Origin of the sequence: Microbacterium sp. ZKA21, from assembly GCF_050434165.1 — a bacterium.
Lineage (GTDB): Bacteria > Actinomycetota > Actinomycetes > Actinomycetales > Microbacteriaceae > Microbacterium.
This window is the reverse complement of record NZ_JBNPVV010000008.1, coordinates 177,255-200,187: the sequence shown is the minus strand read 5'-3', so window position 1 is coordinate 200,187 and position 22,933 is coordinate 177,255. Positions and strand designations below refer to the sequence as shown.

The window sequence follows — 22,933 nt, the reverse complement described above, 5'->3', positions numbered from 1 at the left end:
CCCGACGGCCGCGGAATCCCGCCATTCGTGATTCCCGGAGAACTCAGTCGCAGCGAGGCAGACCGGGTCTTCCGAGCCCTGGGCGACGGCACTCGGCGCGACATCCTCGCCCGCACGCTCGTCGAGGGTCAGTCCGTGACCGAGCTCGCGCGTCACTATGACATGGGTTTCGCGGCCGTGCAGAAGCACGTCGCGGTGCTCAAGCGTGCGGGACTCATCGTCAAGTGCGCGCGCGGGCGGGAGCGGCTCGTGCGCGCAGATCCGGAGATGATCCGGCGTGCGTCTCGGCTGCTTCGCACTTTCCACGGCCAGAGGGAGGAGTACAGCAAGCCGCACCGCGGCCCCTGCTGCGGCCCCATGACGCCGGGCGATTGAGCAGCGCGATGCGCTCCACCGAAAACGATCGTTTTCGGCTGAGAGACGACTTGGCCACCGCTCCTGACCGAACGCGCCTCATCCGACGCGCTTCGTGAGATCCGACACTCCCGTGATGCACTTCGGCAGCTTCGTGAGACTCCGACACTCCGTGAGACAGGACTAATAGCAACTCGATGACGCCTGCGGGCCTCGACCCTGCCCTCTGGACAGTGTTTAGACGTACACAAGCGAGGACGAACCTCTTGACACGGCATCCGCTCTGCCATAACGTACAACCAAATGGTTGCACAAACAGAACTGAGCGAAGCGGAGATCGACCGTGTGTTCCACGCACTGGCGACGTCGACTCGGCGTGACATCCTGCGCAGGACGATCGAGCAGGAGCAGTCCGTCTCGACACTGGCCGCCGAGTACGACATGTCGTTCGCGGCTGTCCAGAAGCACGTCGCGGTGCTGGAAGCTGCGCACCTCATCATCAAGCGCGCCGAGGGACGCGAGCGGCTCGTCCGCGCCGACCCAGCGATGATCGCCCGCGCCAGGGCGCTCCTCGCTCGATACGAAGCACTGTGGCGGGCGCGCGTCGCCCGCCTCGACGACCTGCTGGCCGAGCCGGCACCAGACAACGAAGGAGAATGACCATGCCCGTCACCGACGTCATCACCGACGCAGACAACCTGACCATGACCGTGATCGCGGACTTCGCAGCCCCGGTCGAGCGTCTCTGGGACGCCTACAGCGACCCTCGCCAGCTCGAGCGCTTCTGGGGTCCCCCAGGATGGCCGGCGACCTTCACCGCCTGGGACCACGCCGTCGGCGGTCGCGCGCACTACCGGATGAACGGCCCGCACGGTGAGACCCCGGGCGGTCTGTGGGAGTTCCTCGCGATCGAGGAGCCGCACCGCTTCGAGGTGCTCGACAGCTTCGCCGACGAGAACGGCGCGCCGGTCGACGAGCCCCCGGCGACGCGGATGACGTTCGAGTTCGCATCGACCGACGACGGCACCCGGATGGTGACCACGAGCCACTTCCCCTCGGTGGAAGCGCTCGAGCAGCTCGTCGGAATGGGCATGGTCGAAGGCCTGAAGCTCGCGATGAGCCAGTTGGATGTCGTCCTGCAGGACCTCCGCGAGTACGCGCAGGGCAAGGGTACGCGGGTCGAGCTCCTCGACGACACGCACGTCCGCATCACGCGCCTCGTGAACGGGCCGCGCGAGCTCGTCTGGCGTGCGCACCATGATCCGGAACTGATCCGGAAGTGGATGCTGGGACCCGACGGCTGGGAGATGACGGAGTGCGTCGTCGGCACGGAGCCGGGCGCCTCGTACCGCAACTCCTGGGCCCCGGTCGGCGACACCGAGGGCGAGCCCTTCGGTTTCGAAGGCGAAGTGCTCGTGTTCGACCCGCCGCGTCGTTCGGTCACGACCGAGCGCATGCAGGGGATGCCGACCGAGACGCTCAACGACCTCAACCTCTACGAGGAAGACGGCGCCACGCTCATCACGGTGTTCATCGAGTATCCGGACAAGGACACCCGCGACATGATCCTCGCCACCGGCATGGCCGACGGCATGGAGGCGTCCTACGCACGGCTGGAGAGCACACTGCTCGCCGTCTGACCCGGAGGGGTTCAGAGGCCGGTCGTCCCGTTACGCGGGGCGGCCGGTCTCGGCGTCCGGGATGGTCGTCGTCGCGCAGGACGCCCTCCTTGAGCGCCGGTTGCGCGGCTGGGCGGCTGGGCCGCAATGAGCTCAGCCGCGCGGCTCCCGTGTCGACCAGAGCGCGAGCACGACGAGGGCCGGCTGGAAGAACAGCCGCACGAACCGCTTCATGTCGGTGTCGAGACCGAAGCCGTCGCGGTGATGCATCCACTGCGACACGTTGCCGGGGAACACGGCGACGAAGAACAGCGCCGCGACCGTGCCGACGAGCCTGCGACGCCGACGGGCGAACAGCAGCGCCGCACCCAGCGCGATCTCGACCGCACCGGATGCGACGACCGTCGTGTCCGGATCCAGCGGCAGCGACTCGGGCACTTGTGCGCGGAACTCGCGACGGGCGAACGTGAGATGCGAGACGCCCGCGAACGCCAGCGCGGATCCGAGGAAGAGGCGGCCGATGGTCCGCGCGGGAGACGACATGGTGCGAGTGTACGCGTCGGACGGACCGTTGCGCCCGGCTCGCATCCGGCATCCGGAGCGACGTACGGTGGACCGATGATCGATTGGACCTCCTGGACCGGAACAGCCGTCGCCATTGCCATCGCTCTGCTCGCCGCCGTCATCGCCGTGGTGCTGACGCGTCTCATCGCGGCGATCGTGAGCCGCAAAGTGCCCTGGGTCGCCGACCTGGATCGCCGCATCCGCCGCGCGTGGACCGCGGTGTGCAGCGTCGTCGCGCTCTGGACCGCCTGTGCGATCTCGCAACCGCTGGAAGAGCGTTGGTGGCCGGCGGTCTCGAGGCTCTTCCTCGTCCTCACGATCCTCTTCGGCGCCTGGCTGATCGCGGCTCTCGTCTCGTTCGGGTTCGAGCGGCTGCTGCTCCGCAACGACGCCACGCTCGTCGGTGCCGACATGCGCCGACGCCGCACTCAGGTCATCGTGATCCATCGCCTGGTGCTGGTGCTGATCGGCGTCACCGCCGTCGGGACCGCCCTGTTCAGCTTCCCCGAGCTGCGCGTGGTCGGCACCAGCCTGCTCGCATCCGCCGGAATCGTCAGCATCATCGCCGGCCTCGCTGCCCAGTCGATCTTCGGGAACCTCATCGCGGGCATCCAGATCGCCTTCACCGACGCGATCCGTGTCGACGACGTGGTCGTCGTCGAGGGCGAATGGGGGCGCATCGGCGAGATCAATCTGTCCTACGTCGTCGTCTACATCTGGGACGAGCGCCGGCTCGTCGTGCCGTGCAGCTACTTCACCACTCATCCGATCGAGACGTGGACACGGCGCTCCGACAAGATCCTCGGCACGGTCTACATGGAGCTCGACTGGCGCGTTCCGATGGATGCCGTGCGTGAGAAGTTCCTCGAGGTCGTCGAGGCGTCCCCCGCGTGGGACGGTCGCTCCGCCAGCGCGGTCGTGACCGATTCCGTGGGCGGGAATGTCACCGTGCGGTTCGTGATGTCGGCGAAGGATTCCTCCGACCAGTGGGATCTGCGCTGCCACGTGCGCGAGAGCATGATGACGTGGCTGCAGCAGGATCACCCGGAGGCGCTGCCGCGCACGCGCGTGCTGGTCGATGCGTCGACGACCGAGTGACGACAGCCTCCGACGCCCGGCTGCGCCGTCAGATCAGACGGCGCAGCGCCTCCTCCAGGGATACGCCCTGCGCATCGGCTCTGTCGCGCAGCCGTGCGTGCTCATCCGGCGTGAGCGAGAGGTGCAGGTCGATCGCCTCTGCGGCGGGGGCATCGAGCCCCGCAAGCAGGTCGGACGCCTCGGCCCACAGCGGGGCCGCGAGGGATGCCGCTGCAGCAGGCGACGGGGCAGAGGCCGCAGCCGCGGAGGCCGTGGCGGTTGCGGCCGTGGTGGAGCGGCGCGGCGAGTCGGCCGGCGTGCCGGGTTCGCCGTCAGCCGGAGCGGATGCCGCTCGCGTCGCCCCGGCGGCGACCGCCGCCGAGCCCGCGACGGCGGCCCCGGCATCCGAGGCTCGGGTGAAGCCGGGCCCACGGCGCGGCTCGACCTTGGCCTGATACGCCTTCGCCGCCGCGTTCGCGCGTTCGTCGGCCGCTTCGTTCAGGGCGTGCCCGGCGTGCCCCTTGACCCACGAGAACGACACGTCCCGCCCGCGCATCGCCTCATCCAGCGCCTCCATGAGGTCGCGGTTGAGCACGGGGCCGCCGTCCGACTTGCGCCATCCTCGGCGCTTCCATCCCGGCATCCACTTGGTGATCGAATCGATGACGTACTTGCTGTCGCATTCGATGACGAGCTTCTCGTCCGTGCCGGCCGTGGCGCGCAGCAGTTCGAGCACAGCCTGCAGCTCCCCCTGGTTGTTGGTGCCGTGCGGAGACCCGCCGGCCGCCCAGTTCGCGTCGTCGATGTACCAGGCCCAGCCGTTGGGACCGGGGTTGCCCAGGGCGGAGCCGTCTGCGGCGGCGGTGATCGTCATCCTTCGAGCGTAGCCGCGCGCGGGGTGCGACTCGGGCGCGCCGGATCAGGCGCGGCGGAACGTGTAGTAACCGGCCACGGCGCCGTGATTGACGACACCCTCGCCGGTGCCGAAGATGCGCGCGGACGTCGTCGCCCCGCTCTCCACGAACGTGTACCCGGTGTGCTCGAGACGCCAGCCGATCTTCTCGACCTCGCCGAGGAAGTAGCCGACGGTGTCATCCGTCGACATCATGTTGCCGGCCGACCCCCACGACGACGATTCGCCGGTGAGCAGACTCACATCCAGTTGCAGGTGCAGCAGCAGGTCGCCGCGTGCGCGGGCATCCTTGGCGTGCTGCAGAAGGCTATTGGCCGCGTCGGCTGTGGGCATGAGTCCCCCTCGGTCTCGATCCGATCGGTCGCGATCGGCACCAGCGTATCCGCTCAGCCCCACTCGATCGCGACGACGGTGGTGCGCTGGATGCCGTGATCGAGCGCCGTCTCGTAGCGCACCGGCATCCCGGGGTGAGCGACCGAGAACCAGAACGTGGAGGGCTCGGCATCCGGCGCCTCGCGCACGTCGTAGCGCAGGCAGTCGACCCGGCCGATCGGCAGGTCGAGTGCTTCCGTCGAGAGCACGGTGCCGTCGGACGGGAACGCCGCGTGCCGCTGCAGGTCGGTCCATGCGACGCGACTGCTGGCGATCTCGCCGTCGACGATCCCGGTCGCGCCCGCCGTCCAACGATCGAGGGTGGCGCCGTCGGCATCGGTCTCGCGGAACCTGTTCACGCGGATCGTCCGCGTTCCGTCCGGGTTCTCGACCTGGATGCGGATGGTCTTGCCGCCGCCGGTCGCACGGCGGATCTCGTCCGCCGTGAACGGGGTCGGCAGGAGTCCTGGTCCGAGCAGGTGGGCGTCGGGATCGGCGTCGCTCATGGGGCCATTCTGCCTGCTGCGATACGCAGCGCCGATGATTTCCGGTCGCGTCACCGGAGCATCGAGAGCAGGAGCTGGCCGGCATCCGCGCGGGAGAGTGCGGTGAACATCGGAAGGGCGAGGACATAGCGGCCGAAGAGAAACCCCACGATGGCGGTCGCTATGCGGTGGGCGTGTTCGCGACCGAACTCATCGGACAACGGCTCGTACACCGAGTTCTGCAGGTACGACCCGATCGTGGCGGCGCTCGCATCGCCGCTCGCCAGTCGGCGTGCGAAATGCGCGAGATGCGCGCCGTGCTCCGGATGCTCCCATACCGCCAGGATCCCGTGGGCGAGCCGTGCGAGATCCATGTGTCCTCGGCTGTCGCGACTGAGTGCGATGACGTCATGCGGGGCGGCGCGCAACGCGACCGCCGCTGCGATCAGACCGTCGCGAGAGCCGAAATGGTAATTGACCAGGGTGTGGCTCACCCCGACCTCCGCCGCGAGGTCACGGGATGAGACGTTCGCGAGATCTCCGCGCTCGAAGTGAGCCTGGGCGGCGTACAGCAGGCGGTCGTGCGCGGATGCGACGCCGCGCGGACGGCCAGGGCGTTTATTGACCATGCTCGTATGTTCGCACCGGCCGCAGGAAGCTGGGGGCATGGACATCCGAATCGACACGGACTGCGTGATCGCCGGCGGCGGACCCGCCGGACTCATGCTCGGGCTGCTGCTGGCTCGCGCAGGCATCGACGTGGTGGTCGTGGAGAAGCACGCGGACTTCCTCCGTGACTTCCGAGGGGACACGATCCATCCTTCGACGCAGGACGTGCTGGCCGAGCTCGGGCTCCTCGACGCGTTCCTGGCACGGCCTCATGCCGACATGCCCCGGGTGCGGCTCAGCTGGCACGGCGAGGAGCTGACGCTGGCTGACTTCACTCGGCTGCCCACTCGACGCAAGGTCATGACCTTCATGCCCCAGTGGGACTTCCTCGATCTGCTGGCCGATGCGGCGGAGGCTTACACGAACTTCCGGCTGCTGCGCTCGACGCGCGTGACCGGAGTGATCCACGACGGTGATCGCATCATCGGCATCTCCGGCGAGGGGCCGGACGGGACCACCGATGTCCGGGCGCGATTGGTCGTCGATGCGTCCGGTCGTGATTCGGATCTCAGATCGGCAGCCGGGTTGATCCCTGTCGGCGTCGCCGCGGCCATGGACGTCCTGTGGTTCCGGTTGGCGAAGGCGCCGGATGACGCCTATCCGTTCATCCAGGCCGGTGCAGGCATGATCATCACGATCGACCGGGGAGACTTCTTCCAGATCGCGCACGTGATCCCCGCGGGGACGTGGACAGGGTCGGAGGAGGATCTGGCTCTCATGAGACAGCGCATCGCCCGGATCTCACCGCGCATGACCGGCCCGGTTGCGAGGGTCGCACGCGATGACGTGCACCTGCTGCGTGTGCGCCTCGAACGGCTGCGCCGCTGGTACGCCGACGGGCTGCTCTGCATCGGCGACGCCGCGCACGCGATGTCGCCCGCCGGTGGCGTCGGCATCAACCTTGCGATCCAGGATGCGGTGGCGACCGCGCGCATCCTTGCTCCGGTGCTGCGGGAACGGGCGCCGAGTGCGCGGGAACTGCGTCGGGTGCAGCGCCGTCGCGTCTGGCCGGTTCGGGTCACCCAGCGGGTGCAGCGCCTGCTGCAGCGGCCTCTGCTGTCGACGCCGGATGCCGGCACGGCGATGCCGGTGCCGCTGCGGTTCCTGCGTGACCATCCCGCTCTCGCGCGCATCGCCGGCCGGTTCGTCGGGCTGGGGGCCCGGCCGGAGCGCCTCGACTGACAGTCGCGCGACGGTTCGCCGTCGCTGCGGGCGGAGGCCGGTGCGGATCAGAATCCCGGTGCGCCCTGCTCTGCGAGGAACGACTCCAGGAGGTCGCGGCCGTCGATCGCGGCGAACGAACGGCAGTCGTAGAGCGGCCGGCTCTCCTCCTCATCGCGGAACGCGTCGGCGTATCCGAGGGCCGGGATCTCGAGGAGAAGCGAATCGAGGTACTGGGCGTCTGCGAGGTCCCAGCTGTTCGAGTGGAAGCAGTACTCGAACGCCGAGATCGACCGCTCCTCGAGAGCAGTGTCCGCCTCATGGATCGCCAGTGCGATGTCGACAGCGGTGTAGTCCGGCGTGCGCGGCACGAGGTCGATGAAGATCCGTTGGCACAGGCCCTCGCAGGGCTTGGCATCGGCGCGGACGCTCGCGTCCAGTCCTTCCTGCGCCTCGGAGATGCGATCCGAGATCTGAACCAGCGCTTCGTCGTCCAGGGACTCCGGGATGCCGAGGGCACCGCATCCCGTCACGGTGACGGCCAGCGCCGGGAGGAGGAGCAGAAGCATTCGGGTCGAGTCGCGCGTCACAGGAACATCAGACCACGGATCGGTGCCGCCGCCGGCACGCCCTGCGCGTCACGGCCCGACGACGCGATCGACCGCCTCGCGGATGAGGGCCCGATCGGTCGGAGTCACGTCCAGCGCGCTGTGGATGCTGAGGCCCTCGATCAGCGCGTCGAGCAGTTGTGCGGTCATCGCGTCGAAGTGGTGCTCGAGCGCGACCCGGCTGCGCGTCATCCGCGCACTGGTCAGTTCTCGATAACGCTGGTCGCGCGCCGCGAGCGTGTACAGCTCGTGCGACAGGACGAGCTCGCGATGCCCGGCGAAGACATCCTGCTGGATGAGGTCGACGACGGCATCCTTCGCCTCTTCGCGGGTCATGTCCTGCCCGAGTCTGGCCTCGAAGCCGTCGGCGATCTCGTGCGAGAAGCGCGTGAACGCTGCGCGCAGCAGTTCGTCCATGCCATCGAAGTGATAGGTCATGGACCCCAGCGGGACCCCGGCCGCTTCGGCCACGCGGCGATGCGTCGTGCCGGCGACACCGCGTTCGGCGATGACGTCGAGGCACGCGTCGATGATGCGGTCGCGACGGGCAGGGTCGTAACGCGGGTTCGTCGCCATCAGATGCTCCGGATGACCCTGGCCGGGTTGCCGACGGCGACGACGTCCGCCGGGATGTCCTTTGTGACGACCCCTCCGGCGCCGATCACGCTGTTGTCGCCGATCGTGACGCCGGGGCACACGATGACCCCGCCGCCGAGCCAGACGTTGTCGCCGATCGTGATCGGCTGCGCTGCTTCCAGCTTGTCGCGTCGGGGCTGCGGGTCGACCGGATGCGTCGGCGTCAGCAATTGGACGTTCGGTCCGATCTGGCAGTCGGCCCCGATCACGATCTTGGCCACGTCGAGTGCGGTCAGGTTGAAGTTGATGAACGTGCGCGCGCCGATCGAGATGTGCTCGCCGTAGTCGACGAACAGCGGAGGGCGGATCACCGCATCCGGAGCGAGCTCGCCGATGAGGTCCTCGAGCCAGCCGCGGGCGGCCGGGTCTCCCGAGATCACCTGACGGTGGTACAGATCCGCCAATCGTGCTGCTCGAGCCGACCGCTTCTCGATCTCCGGATCGTCGGCGATGTAGAGGTCTCCGGCCAGCATCCGTTCGTGGTTGGTCCGGGGGTCTCCACGGAAGTAGTCCTGCATGCGTACGAGTGTACACATGAGACGACGGCGGATCAGGGCGTCGGAGGCTCGCCGTCGCTGTGATCGGATGCCTCGGGCGATGGCGGTGCGACAGGGAAGACGATCGATTCGACGGACGCGCCGAGGCCGATGCTCAGCGGATCGATGTAGGCGGAGGGGAGCGCGTCTGCGACATCCGACTCCAGCGGTTCGCCGGGCAGGGCCGCCCACGTGCTCTTCTCTTCGGGGCGCTGCGAGAACATTCCCATGCGACTATTGTCCGCTCGATCGACGGATCAGTAGTCCGCGATGACGATCTTCTTCTGCCGCATCATCGTGTCGTAGGCGCCCGGCCGCTCCATGAGCTCGCCCATGTTCGCGGGCACGATCTGCCAGCTGACGCCGTAGCGGTCGGCGAGCCAGCCGCACTGCTCGGCCTCGGGCACCGCGCTGAGGGCCTCCCACAGCCGGTCGATCTCGGCCTGATCGGCGCAGCGCACCTCGAGCGAGACGCCGTAGCCGAACGTGACGTCCTGTTCGACTGCGGAGTCCATCATCGCGAACGGCTGCCCGGCGAGGTGGAACTCGCCGAACATGACATCTCCTGCGGCGGCGGGCCCGGTCGGTGCCGGGTACTCGGCGATGAAGCCGAGGCGTGCGTCGTCGAACAGCGAGACGTAGTACTCCGCAGCCTCCTGCGCCTTGCCCTGCACGGGACCCGCGAACATCAGCTGCGGGATGACGAACGGCCGCGGCTCGCCCTCCGGGTCGGTCAGGATGAGCTGCCAGCTGACGCCGAAGCGATCTTCGACCCAGCCGTAGCGGCGGCTGAACGGATACTCGCCGAGTTCCATCAGGACCCGGCCCTGGCTCGACAGTCCCTCCCAGGTCTCATCGAGAGCGCGTCGCGCCGCATCCGCGTCGTCGTCGAAGGCCAGCGGGTCGAAGTTCAGCATGAACGAGATCGAGGGATTCGGACGGAACCCTTCGTCCGCGTTGATGAGGGCGATCCGGTAGCCGTCGACATCCAGGTCGACCACGAGGGTCTCGCCGGCGAACTCGGACTGCCAGTCGGGCACCTCGTCGGGATACCGCGCGCTCACCGTCGAGCTCGTCTTCGGCAGCACCTCACTGTAGAAGCCGCCCGCCTCGTCGGCGTTGCGGGTGAACCAGAGATTGGGGACGATCTTCTGCGACATCGCGACCTCCTGGATGCATGGGGTGTTGGCACTGATTCAACAGTGGGCCTCGGACATCGCGTGTGCAAGGGCGTCTGCTGCTCAGCTCACAGATCGGACGGCATCGACGAGTTCACGCCATGGCCCGGTCAGTGCCGGCTCCGGGAGCTCGGTTTCGAGGCGCTGCTCGGGAGTCAGGGCTCGGATGATCCAGACATAGCGGTCTGCTGCGCGTGGCGGAGGGCCCGGTGCCGGAGTCGGCTCCGACGCCGCAGAATCGTCGTCCCACGGGCACGCCTCGACGAGCACGCGCCATCGGTCGGCATCGTCGTCCCCGGCATCCACCCGCCACTCGCGCCGAAGGCCGGCGAATCCGCCGGAGCGCACGACGACGATGGTCACCTGGTCACCGTGGTGCTGAGCGCTCATCCTCGTATACGCCGACCGTCCTCCACGCCGTGCGGACCGCGGTCGTCACCTCCGATTCCTCACCGTACAACTCGGTCGCGGCATCCGCAGTGGCATCTGCGAACGTCCGGAAGTCCGCCGTGCTGGACAGCCCGCTGGTCAGCGCGCGGTACCAGACCTGGCCGGCCCGCTCCCAGGCGTGACCGCCGAGAGCCTTCGCGGTCAGCGCGAATGCGCGATTGGGGATGCCCGAGTTGATGTGCACTCCGCCGTTGTCCTCGGTCGTGGTCACGAAATCGCGCATGTGCGCCGGCTGCGGATCCTTGCCGAGCTCGTCGTCGTCATACGCCGTGCCCGGCTCGAGCATGTTGCGCAACGCGTCGCCCTGGACCTCGTCGGTGAAGATGCCGGCGCCGACCAGCCAGGATGCCTGATCCGCAGTCTGCCCGGAGGCGTACTGCTCGGTGAGGGCCCCGAAGACGTCGGCGATCGACTCGTTGAGTGCGCCGGATTGCCCCTGATAGGCGAGGTCGGCCGTGTGCTGGATGACTCCGTGGGCCAGCTCGTGCCCGATCACGGACAGCGCACCCGTGAAACCGCGGAACACCTCGCCGTCGCCGTCGCCGAACACCATGCGCTCGCCGTCCCAGAAGGCGTTGTCGTAATCGACGCCGTAATGCACCGTGGCATCGAGCGGGGCGCCGGCATCGTCCAGCGAGTTGCGGGCGAAACCGGCGAGGAGCAGCTCGAACGTCGCGCCGAGGCCGTCGAAGGCCTCGTTCACCGCGGCATCCTCGACCGGGGCGTCGTCCTCGGCGCGCACGATCGCACCGGGCAGCGTCTCGGTGTTCTGCGCGTCGCTGATCGTGCGGTTGGGAGCGTCCGAGAGCTCGGCGACGAGCGAGCCGTCGGCATCGATCGACAGATCGATGCGCCCGCGGAAGGCGGGGCGCCCGGCGAGGAGCGTCTGCCGCGCGGCATCCGCAGCGTGGGGGAACCGCCCCGATTCGGCCAAGCGCGCAAGCAGGTAGGAGGGGATGATTCCGGGGGATCCGTCGTGGCTGCTGCTCATGTCCACGACACTACGCCGGGCCGCCGACGTCGCCCATCACGCGCGGTGGTTCCCCAGGTCGCTCGCGTAAAATCGGCCCAATGACCGATGCCCCTGACCCCGTGCTGGATTCCGGCATCGACCCCGCGGACCTCGAGACGACTCTGCGCGTGCTGAGTGCGCTGCACGAGATCGACCAGGAGCACCCCGACTTCATCACGGTCCGCCGTGCGACGGCCGCGATGTTCAAGGCGGCCAAGCGGGTGCGTCGGAAGGAGATCCGCGACGCCATCGCCGACGCGGACAAGGCGGTCGTCGCCAACACCGCCACCGGTGCCCCCGACCGGATCGACGACGAGACACGAGGCATTCCGCTCGCGGCATCCTCCGAGGCGCCGACCGCCGGGACGCTGCTCAAACCGCGCAACTGCTACATCTGCAAGCAGCCGTACACGGTCGTCGACGCGTTCTATCACCAGCTCTGCCCCGATTGCGCTCGGTTCAGTCACGCGCGTCGCGACGCGCGCACCGACCTGACCGGACGCCGTGCTCTGCTCACCGGAGGACGTGCCAAGATCGGCATGTACATCGCGTTGCGGCTGCTGCGCGACGGCGCGCACCTGACGATCACGACGCGGTTCCCGCGCGACGCGGTCCGCCGGTTCACCTCTCTGCCGGACTCGAGCGAGTGGATCCACCGACTGCGCATCGTCGGCATCGATCTGCGCGACCCCGCCCAGGTGATCGGCCTGGCCGACTCGGTCGCGGCCCAGGGGCCGCTGGACATCCTCATCAACAACGCGGCACAGACGGTGCGTCGCTCGCCGGGCGCGTACTCGCTGCTGGCGGATGCCGAGCTGCAGCCGCTCCCCGACGGGCCGCTGCCCGAGATGGAGACCTTCGGGCACACCGCCGACCCGCACCCTCAGGCGCTGCAGGCGTCGGTCGACGCGCACCCGCTGCTCTCGGTCGCCGCCCTCGCCGGAACCGTCGCCGAGCGGGGCGGTCGGGCGCTCACCGCCGAAGAGCTCGCGAACCTCGCCATGGCTCCCGGATCATCGTCGCTCGAGAAGCACGCGGACGGCACCGCGATCGACGCCGGCGGACTCGTCCCCGACGTCAACCGAAGCAACAGCTGGGTGCAGTCGGTCGATCAGGTCGACCCGCTCGAGATGCTCGAGGTGCAGCTGGCGAACACGACCGCGCCGTTCCTGCTCATCAGCAGGCTCAGGGCGTCGATGACGGCATCCGAATTCGACAAGAAGTACATCGTCAACGTCTCCGCCATGGAGGGACAGTTCTCACGCCGGTACAAGGGGCCGGGGCATCCGCACACGAACATGGCAAAGGCGGCGTTGAACATGCTCACGCGCACGAGTGCGGGGGAGATGTTCGAGACCGACCGCATCCTCATGACCGCCGTGGACACCGGCTGGATCACGGACGAGCGCCCGCACTACACGAAGGTGCGTCTCGCCGAAGAGGGCTTCCACGCTCCGCTCGACCTCGTCGACGGCGCCGCGCGCGTGTACGACCCGATCGTGCAGGGCGAGGCGGGCAACGATCTGTACGGCGTCTTCCTCAAGGACTACAAGCCGAACCCCTGGTGAGGTCCGGCGTGGCGCTCACCACGCTGGGGGTCGACACGCCAGATGTCGGACGTTCCCGCGCGAACGGTCCGACAAGTGGCGTGTCGGCCCCCGGGCCGGAGTCGCTCGTCCGTTGGCCCGCACGCACGTCGGACTGCCGCTCGCCTTGAGCGACGCGGTCAGTGCGCCTGTGCGCCCAGATTCGCCGATGCCCATCGGCCGAGCTGATCGAGGATCGGCAGCAACCCGCGACCGCTCTCACTGAGCTCGTAGGACACCGAGACGGGAGGGCCGGCATCGACCGTGCGCACGACGAGTCCTGCGTGCGCGAGCTCGGACAGCCGGTCGGACAGCACGGTGTCGCTGATGCCGTCGACGGCGCGGCGCAGTGCGGCGAACGACGCCGCTCCGCCGCCGAGCGTGGCGACGATCATGCCGTTCCAGCGCTTGCCGAGCACGCTGAAGGCGAGGGTGACTGCGGCGTCGCAGATCTGGACGCTCACCTCGGTCTCGGCCATGCCCTCAGTCTAACGGTGCTAGTCTGTCCGCAGTCGCTAAGAAAAACAAAGTGACTACGAAAAGAGAAAGGACTGCCCCTCATGTCGCTGTTCCGTCTGGATGCCAGCATCCTGCCCGCGAGCTCCGCAAGCCGCTCGCTCGCCGACCTCGTGGAGGCCGAGTGGACCGCCGCGCACCCGGATTCGACCGTCACGCGTCGCGATCTGACCCTCGATCCGGTGCCCTCGACCGCGTGGGCCGATGCCGTGACGGGTGGATTCGTCGAGCCCGCAGACCGGACGGATGCTCAGAACGCCGCCCGTGACTTGGCGACGACGTTCGCCGACGAGCTCATCGGCGCCGACGCGCTGCTGTTCGCGGTCCCGCTGTACAACTACGGCGTCTCCCAGCACTTCAAGACCTGGTTCGACCTGGCCTACACCGACCCGCGCATCGACCCGACCGGCACGGCACTGAACGGCAAGCCGGCCACGCTCGTCACCGTTCTCGGCGGAAACTACGCGCCAGGGACCCCCAAGGAGGGCTGGGACCACTCCACCGGCTGGCTGCGCCGCGTCCTCGCGGATGTGTGGGGCCTCGATCTGCGCGTCGTGCAGCGCCCGTTCACCCTGGTGGGCGTGAACCCGGCGATGGATGCTTTCGCCGACGCCGCTCAGGAGCTGAAGCAGGCCGCGGAGGAGTCCGCTCGCACGTACGGTCGCGAGATCGCGGCCAAGCGCGGCACCGCCGCCTGACCTGCGGCCGTGGTGCGTGAGGCGACTGTCACGCGCCAGAGCGGGGGCCGACACGCCAGATGTCGGACATTCGGGGCGAACGCGTCCGACAAGTGGCGTGTCGGCCCCCGAATCGGTGGCGCCCGGCCCCGCCGTCCGGCGATGCGAGCACCTCAGACCGGCGAGGGTGGCACCCGCTGACCAGGCCGCGGTGACCCCGGGGTCAGATGACCGCCTGCGGCAGCCAGACCGTCACGACGAGCCCGCCGCCCTCGCGCGGCGACAGCACGAGCTCGCCGTCGTGCGCCTCGGCGATCCGGCGGGCGATGGCCAGCCCGAGTCCGACTCCCACGTGATCGTCGGTCCGCGCGCGCTCGGCGCCGCGCTGGAACGGCTCGGTGAGCGTCTCGATCATCATCGGCGACAGCAGTGGCCCGGTGTTCTCGATCACGAGCGCCATCGCGCCGGGCCGCGCATGCGTGCGCGCCGCCACGATCCCACCGGCCGGAACGTTGTGCACGATCGCGTTGTGGACGAGATTCGTCACCAGCTGCTGCAGCAATGCCGGGGAGCCGATCACGGTCCCGGCATCCCCGCCGACGTCGATCGTGACCCCGTGCCGGTCGGCCAGTGGGGCGAGCGTCTCGACGGCCTCCTCGGAGAGCAGTGATACCTCGACGCTCTCCCGCGCGAACGCGCGCCGTTCGGCTCGGCTGAGCACCAGCAGCGCCTCTGTCAGCTCGATCGCGCGCGTGTTGACCTGCCGCAGCCGATCGATCAGCCCGTCGACGTCTCGGTCGGGATCGGTGCGGGCCACCTCGAGCATCGTCTGCGAGATCGCCAGCGGCGTCCGCAGTTCGTGGGAAGCGTTCGCGGCGAAGCGCTGCTGCTCGGCGACGTCGGCCTCGAGTCGGTCGAGCATGGAGTCGAACACATCGGCGAGGTCGCGGAACTCGTCGCCCGGTCCCTCCATCCCGACGCGCTGCGACAGCGAGCCCTGCGCGACCGCACGGGCGACGGCGCCGATCCGATCCAGTGGTGCGAGCATCCGACCGGCGAGCCACCATCCTCCGCCCAGGCCGATCGCGAGCAGGACCAGCATCACGAAGACGGCCGACGGGATGAAAGCGCGGGTGAGATCGCCGCGATTGGGGAAGAAGTCGACCGCGTCGGGTACATACCGCAACAGGAATACATAGACCGCCGCCAGCAGCAGCACGCCGGACGTCACGACGACGGCCGCGTAACTGAGGGTGAGTTTGAGGCGGGCGCTCATGCCCCGCGGCCTACGCATCGGCATCCGTTCCGATCCGATACCCGACACCCGGAACCGTGACGATGAGTTGCGGTTCGCCCAGCCGCTTGCGCAGGGACGAGACCGTGATGCGGACGGCATTCGTGAACGGATCGGCGTTCTCGTCCCACGCGCGCTCGAGCAGCTCCTCGGCGCTCACGACCCCGCCGCCGGCGCCGACGAGCACCTCGAGGACCGCGAACTGCTTCCGGGTCAACGATACGTACTTCTCGTCGCGGAACACCTCGCGCCGGAACGGATCGAGCCGCAACCCCGCGATCTCGAGCACGGGCGGTCGCACATGTGCACGTCGGCGGTCCAGAGCCCGCAGCCGCAGGATGAGCTCACGCAGCTCGAACGGCTTGGTCAGGTAGTCATCGGCGCCGAGCTCGAACCCGGATGCCTTGTCGTCGAGACGGTCCGCCGCCGTCAGCATGAGGATCGGGATGCCGCTGCCCGACGAGACGATCCACCGTGCCACCTCGTCGCCCGACGGGCCGGGGATGTCGCGGTCGAGCACCGCGATGTCGTAGGCGTTGATGCTCAGCAGCTCGAGCGCGGTGTCGCCGTCGCCGGCGATGTCCGCAGCGATCGCTTCGAGGCGGAGGCCGTCTCGGACGGCTTCCGCGAGGTAGGGCTCGTCCTCGACGATCAGCACGCGCATTTCTGCATCCTACGCAGACGCGCATATCGGGAGCATATGAGAAACCGCATACGCCCTCGCAACACGGGAGTGCGTTCACTGGTGAGCATGAACGATCCTTCTGCACCGCGCCGCGTCCGTCGGCGCGCAGTCGCCCTCCTCGCCGCCCTCGCCGTCGCCTCGGTCGCGACGGTCGTGGTGCTGCAGGCGATTCCGGCGGCGAACGGTTCCGTGACGGCCCCTCGCGGCGCGTCGATCGACACGGCGGCGTTCCAGCCCGCTGCGGCCGATGGACTCATCCCGGAGAACGAACGGCCGACCGTCTTCGACGACACAGTGCCGGCCGTGGCCAATCTGAATCCCGATCTTCTCGCGGCGCTGCGAGCCGCGGCCGAACGCGCAGAGCGCGACGGCGTCGAGTTCCGCGTGAACAGCGGGTGGCGGACGCCGCGGTACCAGCAGTGGCTGCTCGACAACGCGACCGCCGAGTACGGATCGGAGGACGAGGCCGCACGCTGGGTGGCGACACCGGACACGTCCGCTCACGTCACCGGAGACGCCGTCGATCTGGGTCCCGACGCCGCGTTGGACTGGCTCACGCAGCACGGCGACCGCTTCGGCCTGTGTCAGATCTACGCGAACGAGCGCTGGCACTACGAGCTGCGAGCGGATGCCGAGGCGAACGGCTGCCCGTCTATGTACGGCGATCCGACCGACGACCCGAGGATGCAGTCATGAGCCTCGTCGAGCACGGCAGGTCCGTCCCAGGGGGTGCCGTTCCGCAGAACGACGCAGTCGCTCTGCAAGGGGGCGGCACGACAGCCGTTCCTGGACGTGCTGCCGTGCATCCATCCCCCGGCCGTACCAGTGCCCTCGCGGACGGGAAGTCTCGATCGGCTGGGTCAGATGCACGACCGGGGAACGGTTGCACGACCGATCCGCATCCGTTCCCGAGTCGTGCATCCGTACCCACGATCACAACGTCGGCGACCGGGTCCCGGCCCCGCATGCCCACGCTGCGCCTGGACCGGTCAGCCGTCGCCGCGAACATCTCCGCGGTGCGGGCTGCGACCGCGTCCACGATCATGGCCGTCGTCAAGGCCGACGGCTACGGTCATGGTGCCGTCGCGGTGGCCGAGGCCGCTGTCGACGCCGGCGCCGGCTGGCTCGGCATCACGGACGTCGCCGACGCCGTCGCGCTGCGGGATGCCGGGCTGGACGCGCCGATTCTCGCCTGGCTGAACCCCGTCGGAGCGGATGCCGCACTCGCCGCCGAGCTGCGGGTCGACGTGGCCGTCGGATCGGTCGACGAGCTGCGTCAGCTGATCGCCGACGCCGACCGGCCGGTCCGAGTGCATCTGCAGATGGACACCGGGATGGCGCGCGGAGGCAGCCCTCTGGCCGAATGGCCGGAGCTGCTCCGAGTGGCGCGAGAGGGTCGCGGACACATCGATGTGGTCGGGGTCATGGGGCATCTGCCGCTCGCCGACCGTGCGGATCCTGCGATCAACGCGCCTGCGGTGCTGCGCATGCGGCACGCGCGAGATGCCGTGCTGCGCGCGGGATTCGGCCCGCTCAATGTGCATCTCGGGGCCACCGCGGGGGCGCTCACCGACCCCGCGACGAATTTCGATCTCGTCCGGATCGGCGCTGGGCTGGTCGGGATCGATCCGTCAGACACGACCCAACTGACCGGAGCCGGAACGTTCACCGCCCCGGTCGTGCACTCCGCGCGCGTGCCCGCCGGAACCGCCGTCGGCTATGGACACGACATGGTCATGAGCGTCGACACGCATCTCAGCGTCGTCGGGGTGGGGTATGCCGACGGCATCCCGCGCGAGCTGGCATCCGGCGCCTGCGTCGCGATCGGCGGGGAGCGGCATCCGATCGTCGGACGCGTGTCGATGGATCAGATCGTCGTCGACACCGGTCGCGTCCCGATCGAGCGCGGTGCCACCGCGACCGTGTTCGGCCCCGCCGGCACGGCTGCACCCACGATTCAGGAGTGGGCCCGCTGGGCGGGAACGATCCCGCACACCATCGTCACCGGCATCGGGCCGCGTGTGAGAAGGAGCATCGGATGAATCAGCACGTCGTCGTCATCGGCGGAGGAGAGAACGCGGAGCACGACGTGTCGATCGCGTCGGCGGCCGGAGTCGCGCAGGCACTGCGCGCACGCGGATGGGCGGTGGACGCGCTGACGATCGGACGCGACGGCATCTGGTGCGTCGAGTCCGGCCCGCTCGGGCTCGGGGTGGCCGATTCACTGGCCGCTGCGGTCGCGCTCATCGGTCGGGCGGATGCCGTATTCCCCGCCGTGCATGGAAGTCTCGGAGAGGATGGTGCGCTGGCCGCGTTGTGCGCGCTCGCTCACACACCCGTGGTGGGGTCGGGGCTGGGGGCCGGCGCGATCGGCATGGACAAGTGGGCGACGAAGCTGGTCGCCGAGGCGATCGGCATCCGGGTGGCGCGGGGGCGGCTGATCTCGGCATCCGACATCGGCGACGAGGAGTACGACGGGCCGGTGGTGGTGAAGCCGGTGTCGGCCGGGTCGAGTTTCGGAGTGTCGTCGGTCTCGGATGCCGGTGAGCTGCGTCACGCGCTGCACACCGCCGCCGAGTTCGACCGCCGGATCCTCATCGAGGAGGTCGTTCATGGTCGCGAGATCGACGTCGCCGTGCTCCGCGAGGCCGACGGCACGCGCTGGGCCGCGCCGCCGCTCGAGATCCGGACGAGCGGCCTCTTCGACACCGAGACCAAGTACGACGGCTCCGCGCAGTTCACGGTGCCGGCTGTTCTGGATGCCGCTGAGCACGCGGCTCTGGTGCAGGCGGCGCTGGCGATGTTCGACGCGCTCGGCTGCTCCGGGGTCGCGCGGATCGACTTCTTCTTCACCGCAGACGGCCCGGTGCTCAACGAGGTGAACACGATGCCTGGGATGACAGCGGCATCCCAAGTGCCGCGGATGTTCGCCGCGGCGGGCGTCGGCTACGAGGACCTGGTGGGGCGCCTCGTGGCCGGCGCGCGGGTTCCGACGGTGCGCGCCGTGGGCTCCGCCGTCTGAACGGCCGGACTACAGCCGGTCGACCGCCGTCACCCGGACGACGGCCTCGCCTGCCTCATCCGAGGCGGCGAGGTCGATCGTCGCGGCGATGCCCCAGTCGTGATCGCCGGCGGGGTCGTCGAGGATCTGACGGACGGCCCACTCGGCGCGTCCCTCGGAGATGAGCAGCAGCTTCGAGCTGCGGGCGTCGCCGCCGGTGAGGATCTCATCGTGCTCGGCGAAATAGCCGTCGAGGGCGGCATTCCACGCGGCGGCGCCGAAGTCGGGATCGAGTTCGGCGAGAGCATCCACATCCTCGCGGGCTGCCAACTGGACCCGACGGAACATCTCGTTGCGCACCAGGATCCGGAAGGCGCGCACATTCGAGGTCAGCCGCTTGGGCGCCGGCGGGACGATCGGCTCGTCATCGGGGCGATGCAGGTCGATGATGCCGTTGTCTGTACCCGCGCGCAGCTCCTCCCATTCGTCGAGCAGGCTCGAGTCGACCTGCCGCACGAGTTCGCCGAGCCACTCGATGAGATCGCGCAGATCCTCGGTCTTGAGGTCCTCGGGGATCGTCTGGGATGCCGCGCGATACGCGTCGGACAGATACCTCAGGACGACGCCCTCGGAGCGGGCGATCTTGTACTGGGCGACGTATTCCCCGAACGACATGGCCCGCTCGTACATGTCCCGGACGACGGACTTCGGCCGCAGTTCGAAGTCGCGGATCCACGGTTGGGCCGCGCTGAACGTCTCGAACGCGGCATCCAGCAGCTCTTCGAGCGGCTTCGGGTAGGTGATCTGCTCGAGCAGCTCCATGCGCTCGTCGTATTCGATGCCCTCGGCCTTCATGCTCGCGACGGCCTCGCCGCGAGCGAGGAACTCCTGCTGGCTGAGGATCGCACGGGGGTCGTCCAGCGTGGACTCGACGATCGAGACCATGTCGAGGGCGAACGTCGCCGATTCGGTGTCGAGTAGCTCGAACGCGGCGAGGGCGAACGGGGACAGCGGCTGATTGAGCGCGAAGTTCGGCTGGAGGTCCACGGTCAGGCGGATGCCGTCCGAGTCGTCCTCGACGATGCCGGACTCCCGCAGCGTCCGGTAGATCCCGAGCGCTCGGATCGCCAGCACGCGCTGCTTGGCGCGCGGCTCATGGTTGTCGAAGATGAGCGAGCGCATGTTCGCGAACACGTCTCCACCGCGGCCGATGACGTTGAGCATCATGGCGCTGGTGATCTGCATGTGCGAGGTCAGAGTCTCGGGCTCGGCGGCGACGAGCTTGAGGAACGACGGCTCGCCCCAGGAAACGAAGCCGTCCGGTGCCTTCTTGCGGACGATCTTGCGCTTCTTCTTCGGGTCGTCGCCGGCCTTCTTGACGGCCGCGACGTTCTCGGACTCGTGCTCGGGAGCCTGCGCGACGACCGTGCCGGCCGTGTCGAAGCCCGCGCGTCCCGCTCGCCCGGCGATCTGGTGGAACTCGCGGGCATTGAGTTGACGCATGCGCGTGCCGTCGAACTTCGTGAGCGCCGTGAGCAGCACCGTGCGGATCGGGACGTTGATGCCGACGCCGAGCGTGTCGGTTCCGCAGATGACCCGCAGGAGCCCCCGCTGGGCGAGTTGCTCGACCAGGCGACGGTATTTCGGCAACATCCCGGCGTGATGCACGCCGATGCCCGCGCGGAGGAACCGGGACAGGGTCTTTCCGAACGAGGTCGTGAACCGGAACTCGCCGATGAGCTCGGCGATCTCGTCGCGCTGCTCGCGGGTCGCGAGCTTCGTGCTCGACAGCGCCTGCGCCCGCTCCATGGCGGCCGCCTGCGAGAAGTGCACGACGTAGATCGGAGCCTGACCGGTCGACAGCAGCTCTTCGACGGTCTCGTGGATCGGCGTCGTCTCGTAGTAGTAGTGCAGCGGCACGGGGCGCTCGACGCCCGTGACGGTCGCGGTCTCGCGTGAGGTGCGACGGGTGAGGTCCTCCGCGAGCGAGGTGACGTCGCCGAGCGTCGCCGACATCAGGATGAACTGCGCCTGCGGCAGCTCGAGCAGCGGCACCTGCCACGCCCAGCCGCGATCGGGGTCGCCGTAGAAGTGGAACTCGTCCATCACGACCTGACCGACCTCGGCAACTGTCCCCTGACGCAGCGAGAGGTTCGCGAGGATCTCCGCGGTGCAGCAGATGATGGGCGCGTCCGCGTTCACAGCGGAGTCGCCGGTGACCATGCCGACGTTCTCGGGACCGAAGACGTCGACGAGGGAGAAGAACTTCTCGCTGACGAGCGCCTTGATCGGAGCCGTGTAATAGCTGCGCCGACCGTCGACGAGCGCGGCGAAGTGCGCGGCGATGGCGACGAGCGACTTCCCGGTGCCGGTCGGTGTCGAAAGGATCAGGTTGTTGCCCGACACGATCTCGATCACGGACTCGTCCTGCGCCGGATAGAGGCGGATGCCGGTGGACTCCGCCCATTCGACGAACGCCAGGTACACGGCATCCGGATCGGACCCGTCCGGGAGGACGGCGGGGTCGAGCCGTGGAGAGGAAGTCATGGTCCTTCGATCATCCCCTACTCAGCGGTCGCTACCACGGCCCCGCCCGCGTTTCAACGGTCTGTGCGTCGGGCCGGACCAGGCGAAGAGTCGCCTCATGACCACCAACGACACTTTCACCCCAGCCGCTACCACCGACGGGCAAGCCATCTGCGATCGTCTGGACGCCATCCACGCCGACCTGCAGACCCTCATCGGTCAACAGGGCACCCGCGGGCTCGGATGGGACGGCGCGCAGACGGCTCCCGACCCCGAATCCGGCGCGACCTCGGCGTGACCGCGGCGCTCAGCCCTCGCGACGCCGAACGATCTCGGTGATCCAGATCGGCGCGAACGGCGACGTGCACCCCGGCGCCGTCGGATAGTCGGCCAGCACCTGCAGACGATCGCCGATCGCCAGCGCGCGGTCGCGCAGGTCGGGGTGGAAGATTCCGATCTGCGCGAGCGTCTCGTTCATCGCCCATTGCAGTCGTGACGGCGCATCCTTCATGTCGCGCTCGATCAGATCCAGCAGAGCCGACAGATCCAGGCCCTCGGGGTCCTTCGCGACCCGCACGCTCGTGAGCGACCAGGCAGCCGCCGCCACCGTCGGATCGGCATCCGCGAACCAGCGCAGCCGGAGCTCTTCCGCGTGCGGCGACTTCTTCGCGAGGTAGTTCACGAACCAGTCGTTGACCTTCGGGACCTCGGTCTCGCGGACCATGGCATCCAGCTGGTCGGCCGAGAAGTCCTTAACCCGGCAGATGAGCATTGACAGCAGACGCGGCGCCGTTTCACCCGTCGCCCAGAGCTGAACCGCGAGGTCGTGATCGGTCTTGATCTGCTTCGCGAGCGCGCGCATCTGCGACAGGTTGATCCCGTGATCGTCGCCGCGCTTCTCGTTCGCCGCGCGCATCTTCGGGTCTTCGAGGGCGGCGAGATCCGCCAGCGCCTGATCCAGTCGGGTCATGCTTCCAGGGTACGTCGCCGTCCAGGGCACGCCCGGCGCGCACG

General features: G+C 68.8%; 28 protein-coding genes. 11 read left to right on the top strand and 17 right to left on the bottom strand.

The window, feature by feature from the left end:
- The first annotated feature begins 27 nt into the window (after positions 1–27).
- The 3 genes from M2317_RS16180 (at position 28) to M2317_RS16170 (ending at position 1,994) form a co-directional block, all read left to right on the top strand.
- A complete protein-coding gene (locus M2317_RS16180; RefSeq protein ID WP_429461904.1) occupies positions 28–375 on the top strand; it encodes an ArsR/SmtB family transcription factor in 348 nt (115 codons plus the stop codon).
- Between the two features lie 282 nt (positions 376–657).
- Positions 658–1,014 carry an ArsR/SmtB family transcription factor gene (locus tag M2317_RS16175; RefSeq protein ID WP_429461902.1) on the top strand — a complete coding sequence of 119 codons (357 nt, stop codon included), beginning with the start codon at positions 658–660 and terminating at the stop codon, positions 1,012–1,014.
- Positions 1,015–1,016: 2 nt separating this feature from the next.
- Positions 1,017–1,994: an SRPBCC family protein gene (locus M2317_RS16170; RefSeq protein WP_429461901.1), complete on the top strand. Its 978-nt coding sequence runs from the start codon at positions 1,017–1,019 to the stop codon at positions 1,992–1,994.
- 132 nt (positions 1,995–2,126) lie between these two features.
- Here M2317_RS16170 and M2317_RS16165 read toward each other — a convergent pair whose 3' ends face one another.
- On the bottom strand, positions 2,127–2,516 hold the full coding sequence (locus M2317_RS16165) for a DoxX family protein (RefSeq protein ID WP_429461899.1): 390 nt from the start codon (positions 2,514–2,516) through the stop codon (positions 2,127–2,129).
- Between the two features lie 75 nt (positions 2,517–2,591).
- Between M2317_RS16165 and M2317_RS16160 the strand changes: the two genes are divergently transcribed.
- A complete protein-coding gene (locus tag M2317_RS16160; RefSeq protein ID WP_429461897.1) occupies positions 2,592–3,635 on the top strand; it encodes a mechanosensitive ion channel family protein in 1,044 nt (347 codons plus the stop codon).
- Between the two features lie 28 nt (positions 3,636–3,663).
- On the opposite strand, the gene M2317_RS16155 is transcribed toward M2317_RS16160, so the two are convergent.
- The 4 genes from M2317_RS16155 to M2317_RS16140 are packed head-to-tail and all read right to left on the bottom strand — an operon-like array spanning position 3,664 to position 6,013.
- Positions 3,664–4,488 carry a ribonuclease H family protein gene (locus tag M2317_RS16155; protein WP_429461895.1) on the bottom strand — a complete coding sequence of 275 codons (825 nt, stop codon included), beginning with the start codon at positions 4,486–4,488 and terminating at the stop codon, positions 3,664–3,666.
- A 45-nt stretch (positions 4,489–4,533) separates the two neighbouring features.
- On the bottom strand, positions 4,534–4,860 hold the full coding sequence (locus M2317_RS16150; RefSeq protein ID WP_429461893.1) for a hypothetical protein: 327 nt from the start codon (positions 4,858–4,860) through the stop codon (positions 4,534–4,536).
- A gap of 53 nt (positions 4,861–4,913) precedes the next feature.
- Positions 4,914–5,405: a hypothetical protein gene (locus M2317_RS16145; protein ID WP_429461891.1), complete on the bottom strand. Its 492-nt coding sequence runs from the start codon at positions 5,403–5,405 to the stop codon at positions 4,914–4,916.
- 50 nt (positions 5,406–5,455) lie between these two features.
- Positions 5,456–6,013 (bottom strand): TetR family transcriptional regulator, encoded by a 558-nt coding sequence (locus M2317_RS16140; RefSeq protein ID WP_429461889.1) that lies wholly within the window; start codon positions 6,011–6,013, stop codon positions 5,456–5,458.
- A gap of 37 nt (positions 6,014–6,050) precedes the next feature.
- Between M2317_RS16140 and M2317_RS16135 the strand changes: the two genes are divergently transcribed.
- Positions 6,051–7,235, top strand: a complete 1,185-nt coding sequence (locus M2317_RS16135) for an FAD-dependent oxidoreductase (protein ID WP_429461887.1) — start codon at positions 6,051–6,053, stop codon at positions 7,233–7,235.
- A gap of 47 nt (positions 7,236–7,282) precedes the next feature.
- Here the strand turns inward: M2317_RS16135 and M2317_RS16130 are convergent, their stop codons facing one another.
- The 7 genes from M2317_RS16130 to M2317_RS16100 form a co-directional block, all read right to left on the bottom strand.
- Positions 7,283–7,783, bottom strand: coding sequence for a hypothetical protein (locus M2317_RS16130; RefSeq protein WP_429461885.1), 501 nt, complete (start codon positions 7,781–7,783; stop codon positions 7,283–7,285).
- Positions 7,784–7,852: 69 nt separating this feature from the next.
- A complete protein-coding gene (locus M2317_RS16125) occupies positions 7,853–8,398 on the bottom strand; it encodes a TetR/AcrR family transcriptional regulator (RefSeq protein ID WP_429461883.1) in 546 nt (181 codons plus the stop codon).
- Positions 8,398–8,976: a sugar O-acetyltransferase gene (locus M2317_RS16120; protein ID WP_429461881.1), complete on the bottom strand. Its 579-nt coding sequence runs from the start codon at positions 8,974–8,976 to the stop codon at positions 8,398–8,400. The genes M2317_RS16125 and M2317_RS16120 overlap by 1 nt, the downstream gene beginning before the upstream one ends.
- Before the next feature lie 32 nt (positions 8,977–9,008).
- Complete coding sequence (locus M2317_RS16115) at positions 9,009–9,224, bottom strand: hypothetical protein (protein ID WP_429461880.1); 216 nt, start codon at positions 9,222–9,224, stop codon at positions 9,009–9,011.
- Positions 9,225–9,251: 27 nt separating this feature from the next.
- The gene (locus M2317_RS16110) at positions 9,252–10,154 is read right to left on the bottom strand and encodes a VOC family protein (RefSeq protein ID WP_429461878.1); all 903 of its coding nucleotides are present in this window, start codon (positions 10,152–10,154) and stop codon (positions 9,252–9,254) included.
- 81 nt (positions 10,155–10,235) lie between these two features.
- Complete coding sequence (locus M2317_RS16105) at positions 10,236–10,535, bottom strand: protealysin inhibitor emfourin (RefSeq protein WP_429461876.1); 300 nt, start codon at positions 10,533–10,535, stop codon at positions 10,236–10,238.
- A gap of 4 nt (positions 10,536–10,539) precedes the next feature.
- Positions 10,540–11,613 (bottom strand): M4 family metallopeptidase, encoded by a 1,074-nt coding sequence (locus M2317_RS16100; RefSeq protein WP_429461874.1) that lies wholly within the window; start codon positions 11,611–11,613, stop codon positions 10,540–10,542.
- 80 nt (positions 11,614–11,693) lie between these two features.
- Here M2317_RS16100 and M2317_RS16095 point away from each other — a divergent pair, with 80 nt between their 5' ends.
- Positions 11,694–13,202 (top strand): SDR family NAD(P)-dependent oxidoreductase, encoded by a 1,509-nt coding sequence (locus M2317_RS16095; RefSeq protein WP_429461873.1) that lies wholly within the window; start codon positions 11,694–11,696, stop codon positions 13,200–13,202.
- Positions 13,203–13,360: 158 nt separating this feature from the next.
- Here the strand turns inward: M2317_RS16095 and M2317_RS16090 are convergent, their stop codons facing one another.
- A complete protein-coding gene (locus M2317_RS16090) occupies positions 13,361–13,699 on the bottom strand; it encodes a winged helix-turn-helix transcriptional regulator (protein WP_429461871.1) in 339 nt (112 codons plus the stop codon).
- 81 nt (positions 13,700–13,780) lie between these two features.
- Between M2317_RS16090 and M2317_RS16085 the strand changes: the two genes are divergently transcribed.
- Positions 13,781–14,434, top strand: coding sequence for an FMN-dependent NADH-azoreductase (locus tag M2317_RS16085; RefSeq protein ID WP_429461869.1), 654 nt, complete (start codon positions 13,781–13,783; stop codon positions 14,432–14,434).
- Positions 14,435–14,636: 202 nt separating this feature from the next.
- Here the strand turns inward: M2317_RS16085 and M2317_RS16080 are convergent, their stop codons facing one another.
- Complete coding sequence (locus M2317_RS16080; protein ID WP_429461867.1) at positions 14,637–15,689, bottom strand: sensor histidine kinase; 1,053 nt, start codon at positions 15,687–15,689, stop codon at positions 14,637–14,639.
- A 10-nt stretch (positions 15,690–15,699) separates the two neighbouring features.
- Positions 15,700–16,371, bottom strand: coding sequence for a response regulator transcription factor (locus M2317_RS16075; RefSeq protein ID WP_429461865.1), 672 nt, complete (start codon positions 16,369–16,371; stop codon positions 15,700–15,702).
- Between the two features lie 87 nt (positions 16,372–16,458).
- Here M2317_RS16075 and M2317_RS16070 point away from each other — a divergent pair, with 87 nt between their 5' ends.
- From M2317_RS16070 to M2317_RS16060, 3 genes are all read left to right on the top strand, one after another.
- Positions 16,459–17,088, top strand: coding sequence for a M15 family metallopeptidase (locus M2317_RS16070; RefSeq protein ID WP_429461863.1), 630 nt, complete (start codon positions 16,459–16,461; stop codon positions 17,086–17,088).
- A 269-nt stretch (positions 17,089–17,357) separates the two neighbouring features.
- Positions 17,358–18,434 (top strand): alanine racemase, encoded by a 1,077-nt coding sequence (alr, locus tag M2317_RS16065; RefSeq protein WP_429461861.1) that lies wholly within the window; start codon positions 17,358–17,360, stop codon positions 18,432–18,434.
- Entirely contained in the window at positions 18,431–19,414 is a 984-nt protein-coding gene (locus tag M2317_RS16060; protein WP_429461859.1) for a D-alanine--D-alanine ligase family protein, read from the top strand. Before alr ends, M2317_RS16060 begins: the two co-directional genes overlap by 4 nt.
- Positions 19,415–19,423: 9 nt before the next feature.
- Here M2317_RS16060 and M2317_RS16055 read toward each other — a convergent pair whose 3' ends face one another.
- Positions 19,424–21,940 carry a DEAD/DEAH box helicase gene (locus M2317_RS16055; protein ID WP_429461856.1) on the bottom strand — a complete coding sequence of 839 codons (2,517 nt, stop codon included), beginning with the start codon at positions 21,938–21,940 and terminating at the stop codon, positions 19,424–19,426.
- A gap of 97 nt (positions 21,941–22,037) precedes the next feature.
- Between M2317_RS16055 and M2317_RS16050 the strand changes: the two genes are divergently transcribed.
- Positions 22,038–22,217, top strand: a complete 180-nt coding sequence (locus M2317_RS16050; protein WP_429461854.1) for a hypothetical protein — start codon at positions 22,038–22,040, stop codon at positions 22,215–22,217.
- 9 nt (positions 22,218–22,226) lie between these two features.
- Here M2317_RS16050 and M2317_RS16045 read toward each other — a convergent pair whose 3' ends face one another.
- Entirely contained in the window at positions 22,227–22,889 is a 663-nt protein-coding gene (locus M2317_RS16045) for a DNA alkylation repair protein (RefSeq protein WP_429461852.1), read from the bottom strand.
- Positions 22,890–22,933 lie beyond the last annotated feature (44 nt).

Excerpts from the sequence above, each read along its gene's own strand:
- M2317_RS16175 (WP_429461902.1), top strand. The coding sequence starts at position 658 with ATGGTTGCACAAACAGAACTGAGCGAAGCGGAGATCGACCGTGTGTTC.
- M2317_RS16170 (WP_429461901.1), top strand. The coding sequence starts at position 1,017 with ATGCCCGTCACCGACGTCATCACCGACGCAGACAACCTGACCATGACC.
- M2317_RS16165 (WP_429461899.1), bottom strand. The coding sequence starts at position 2,516 with ATGTCGTCTCCCGCGCGGACCATCGGCCGCCTCTTCCTCGGATCCGCG.
- M2317_RS16160 (WP_429461897.1), top strand. The coding sequence starts at position 2,592 with ATGATCGATTGGACCTCCTGGACCGGAACAGCCGTCGCCATTGCCATC.
- M2317_RS16155 (WP_429461895.1), bottom strand. The coding sequence starts at position 4,488 with ATGACGATCACCGCCGCCGCAGACGGCTCCGCCCTGGGCAACCCCGGT.
- M2317_RS16150 (WP_429461893.1), bottom strand. The coding sequence starts at position 4,860 with ATGCCCACAGCCGACGCGGCCAATAGCCTTCTGCAGCACGCCAAGGAT.
- M2317_RS16145 (WP_429461891.1), bottom strand. The coding sequence starts at position 5,405 with ATGAGCGACGCCGATCCCGACGCCCACCTGCTCGGACCAGGACTCCTG.
- M2317_RS16140 (WP_429461889.1), bottom strand. The coding sequence starts at position 6,013 with ATGGTCAATAAACGCCCTGGCCGTCCGCGCGGCGTCGCATCCGCGCAC.
- M2317_RS16135 (WP_429461887.1), top strand. The coding sequence starts at position 6,051 with ATGGACATCCGAATCGACACGGACTGCGTGATCGCCGGCGGCGGACCC.
- M2317_RS16130 (WP_429461885.1), bottom strand. The coding sequence starts at position 7,783 with ATGCTTCTGCTCCTCCTCCCGGCGCTGGCCGTCACCGTGACGGGATGC.
- M2317_RS16125 (WP_429461883.1), bottom strand. The coding sequence starts at position 8,398 with ATGGCGACGAACCCGCGTTACGACCCTGCCCGTCGCGACCGCATCATC.
- M2317_RS16120 (WP_429461881.1), bottom strand. The coding sequence starts at position 8,976 with ATGCAGGACTACTTCCGTGGAGACCCCCGGACCAACCACGAACGGATG.
- M2317_RS16115 (WP_429461880.1), bottom strand. The coding sequence starts at position 9,224 with ATGGGAATGTTCTCGCAGCGCCCCGAAGAGAAGAGCACGTGGGCGGCC.
- M2317_RS16110 (WP_429461878.1), bottom strand. The coding sequence starts at position 10,154 with ATGTCGCAGAAGATCGTCCCCAATCTCTGGTTCACCCGCAACGCCGAC.
- M2317_RS16100 (WP_429461874.1), bottom strand. The coding sequence starts at position 11,613 with ATGAGCAGCAGCCACGACGGATCCCCCGGAATCATCCCCTCCTACCTG.
- M2317_RS16095 (WP_429461873.1), top strand. The coding sequence starts at position 11,694 with ATGACCGATGCCCCTGACCCCGTGCTGGATTCCGGCATCGACCCCGCG.
- M2317_RS16090 (WP_429461871.1), bottom strand. The coding sequence starts at position 13,699 with ATGGCCGAGACCGAGGTGAGCGTCCAGATCTGCGACGCCGCAGTCACC.
- M2317_RS16085 (WP_429461869.1), top strand. The coding sequence starts at position 13,781 with ATGTCGCTGTTCCGTCTGGATGCCAGCATCCTGCCCGCGAGCTCCGCA.
- M2317_RS16080 (WP_429461867.1), bottom strand. The coding sequence starts at position 15,689 with ATGAGCGCCCGCCTCAAACTCACCCTCAGTTACGCGGCCGTCGTCGTG.
- M2317_RS16075 (WP_429461865.1), bottom strand. The coding sequence starts at position 16,371 with ATGCGCGTGCTGATCGTCGAGGACGAGCCCTACCTCGCGGAAGCCGTC.
- M2317_RS16070 (WP_429461863.1), top strand. The coding sequence starts at position 16,459 with ATGAACGATCCTTCTGCACCGCGCCGCGTCCGTCGGCGCGCAGTCGCC.
- alr (WP_429461861.1), top strand. The coding sequence starts at position 17,358 with ATGCCCACGCTGCGCCTGGACCGGTCAGCCGTCGCCGCGAACATCTCC.
- M2317_RS16060 (WP_429461859.1), top strand. The coding sequence starts at position 18,431 with ATGAATCAGCACGTCGTCGTCATCGGCGGAGGAGAGAACGCGGAGCAC.
- M2317_RS16055 (WP_429461856.1), bottom strand. The coding sequence starts at position 21,940 with ATGACTTCCTCTCCACGGCTCGACCCCGCCGTCCTCCCGGACGGGTCC.
- M2317_RS16050 (WP_429461854.1), top strand. The coding sequence starts at position 22,038 with ATGACCACCAACGACACTTTCACCCCAGCCGCTACCACCGACGGGCAA.
- M2317_RS16045 (WP_429461852.1), bottom strand. The coding sequence starts at position 22,889 with ATGACCCGACTGGATCAGGCGCTGGCGGATCTCGCCGCCCTCGAAGAC.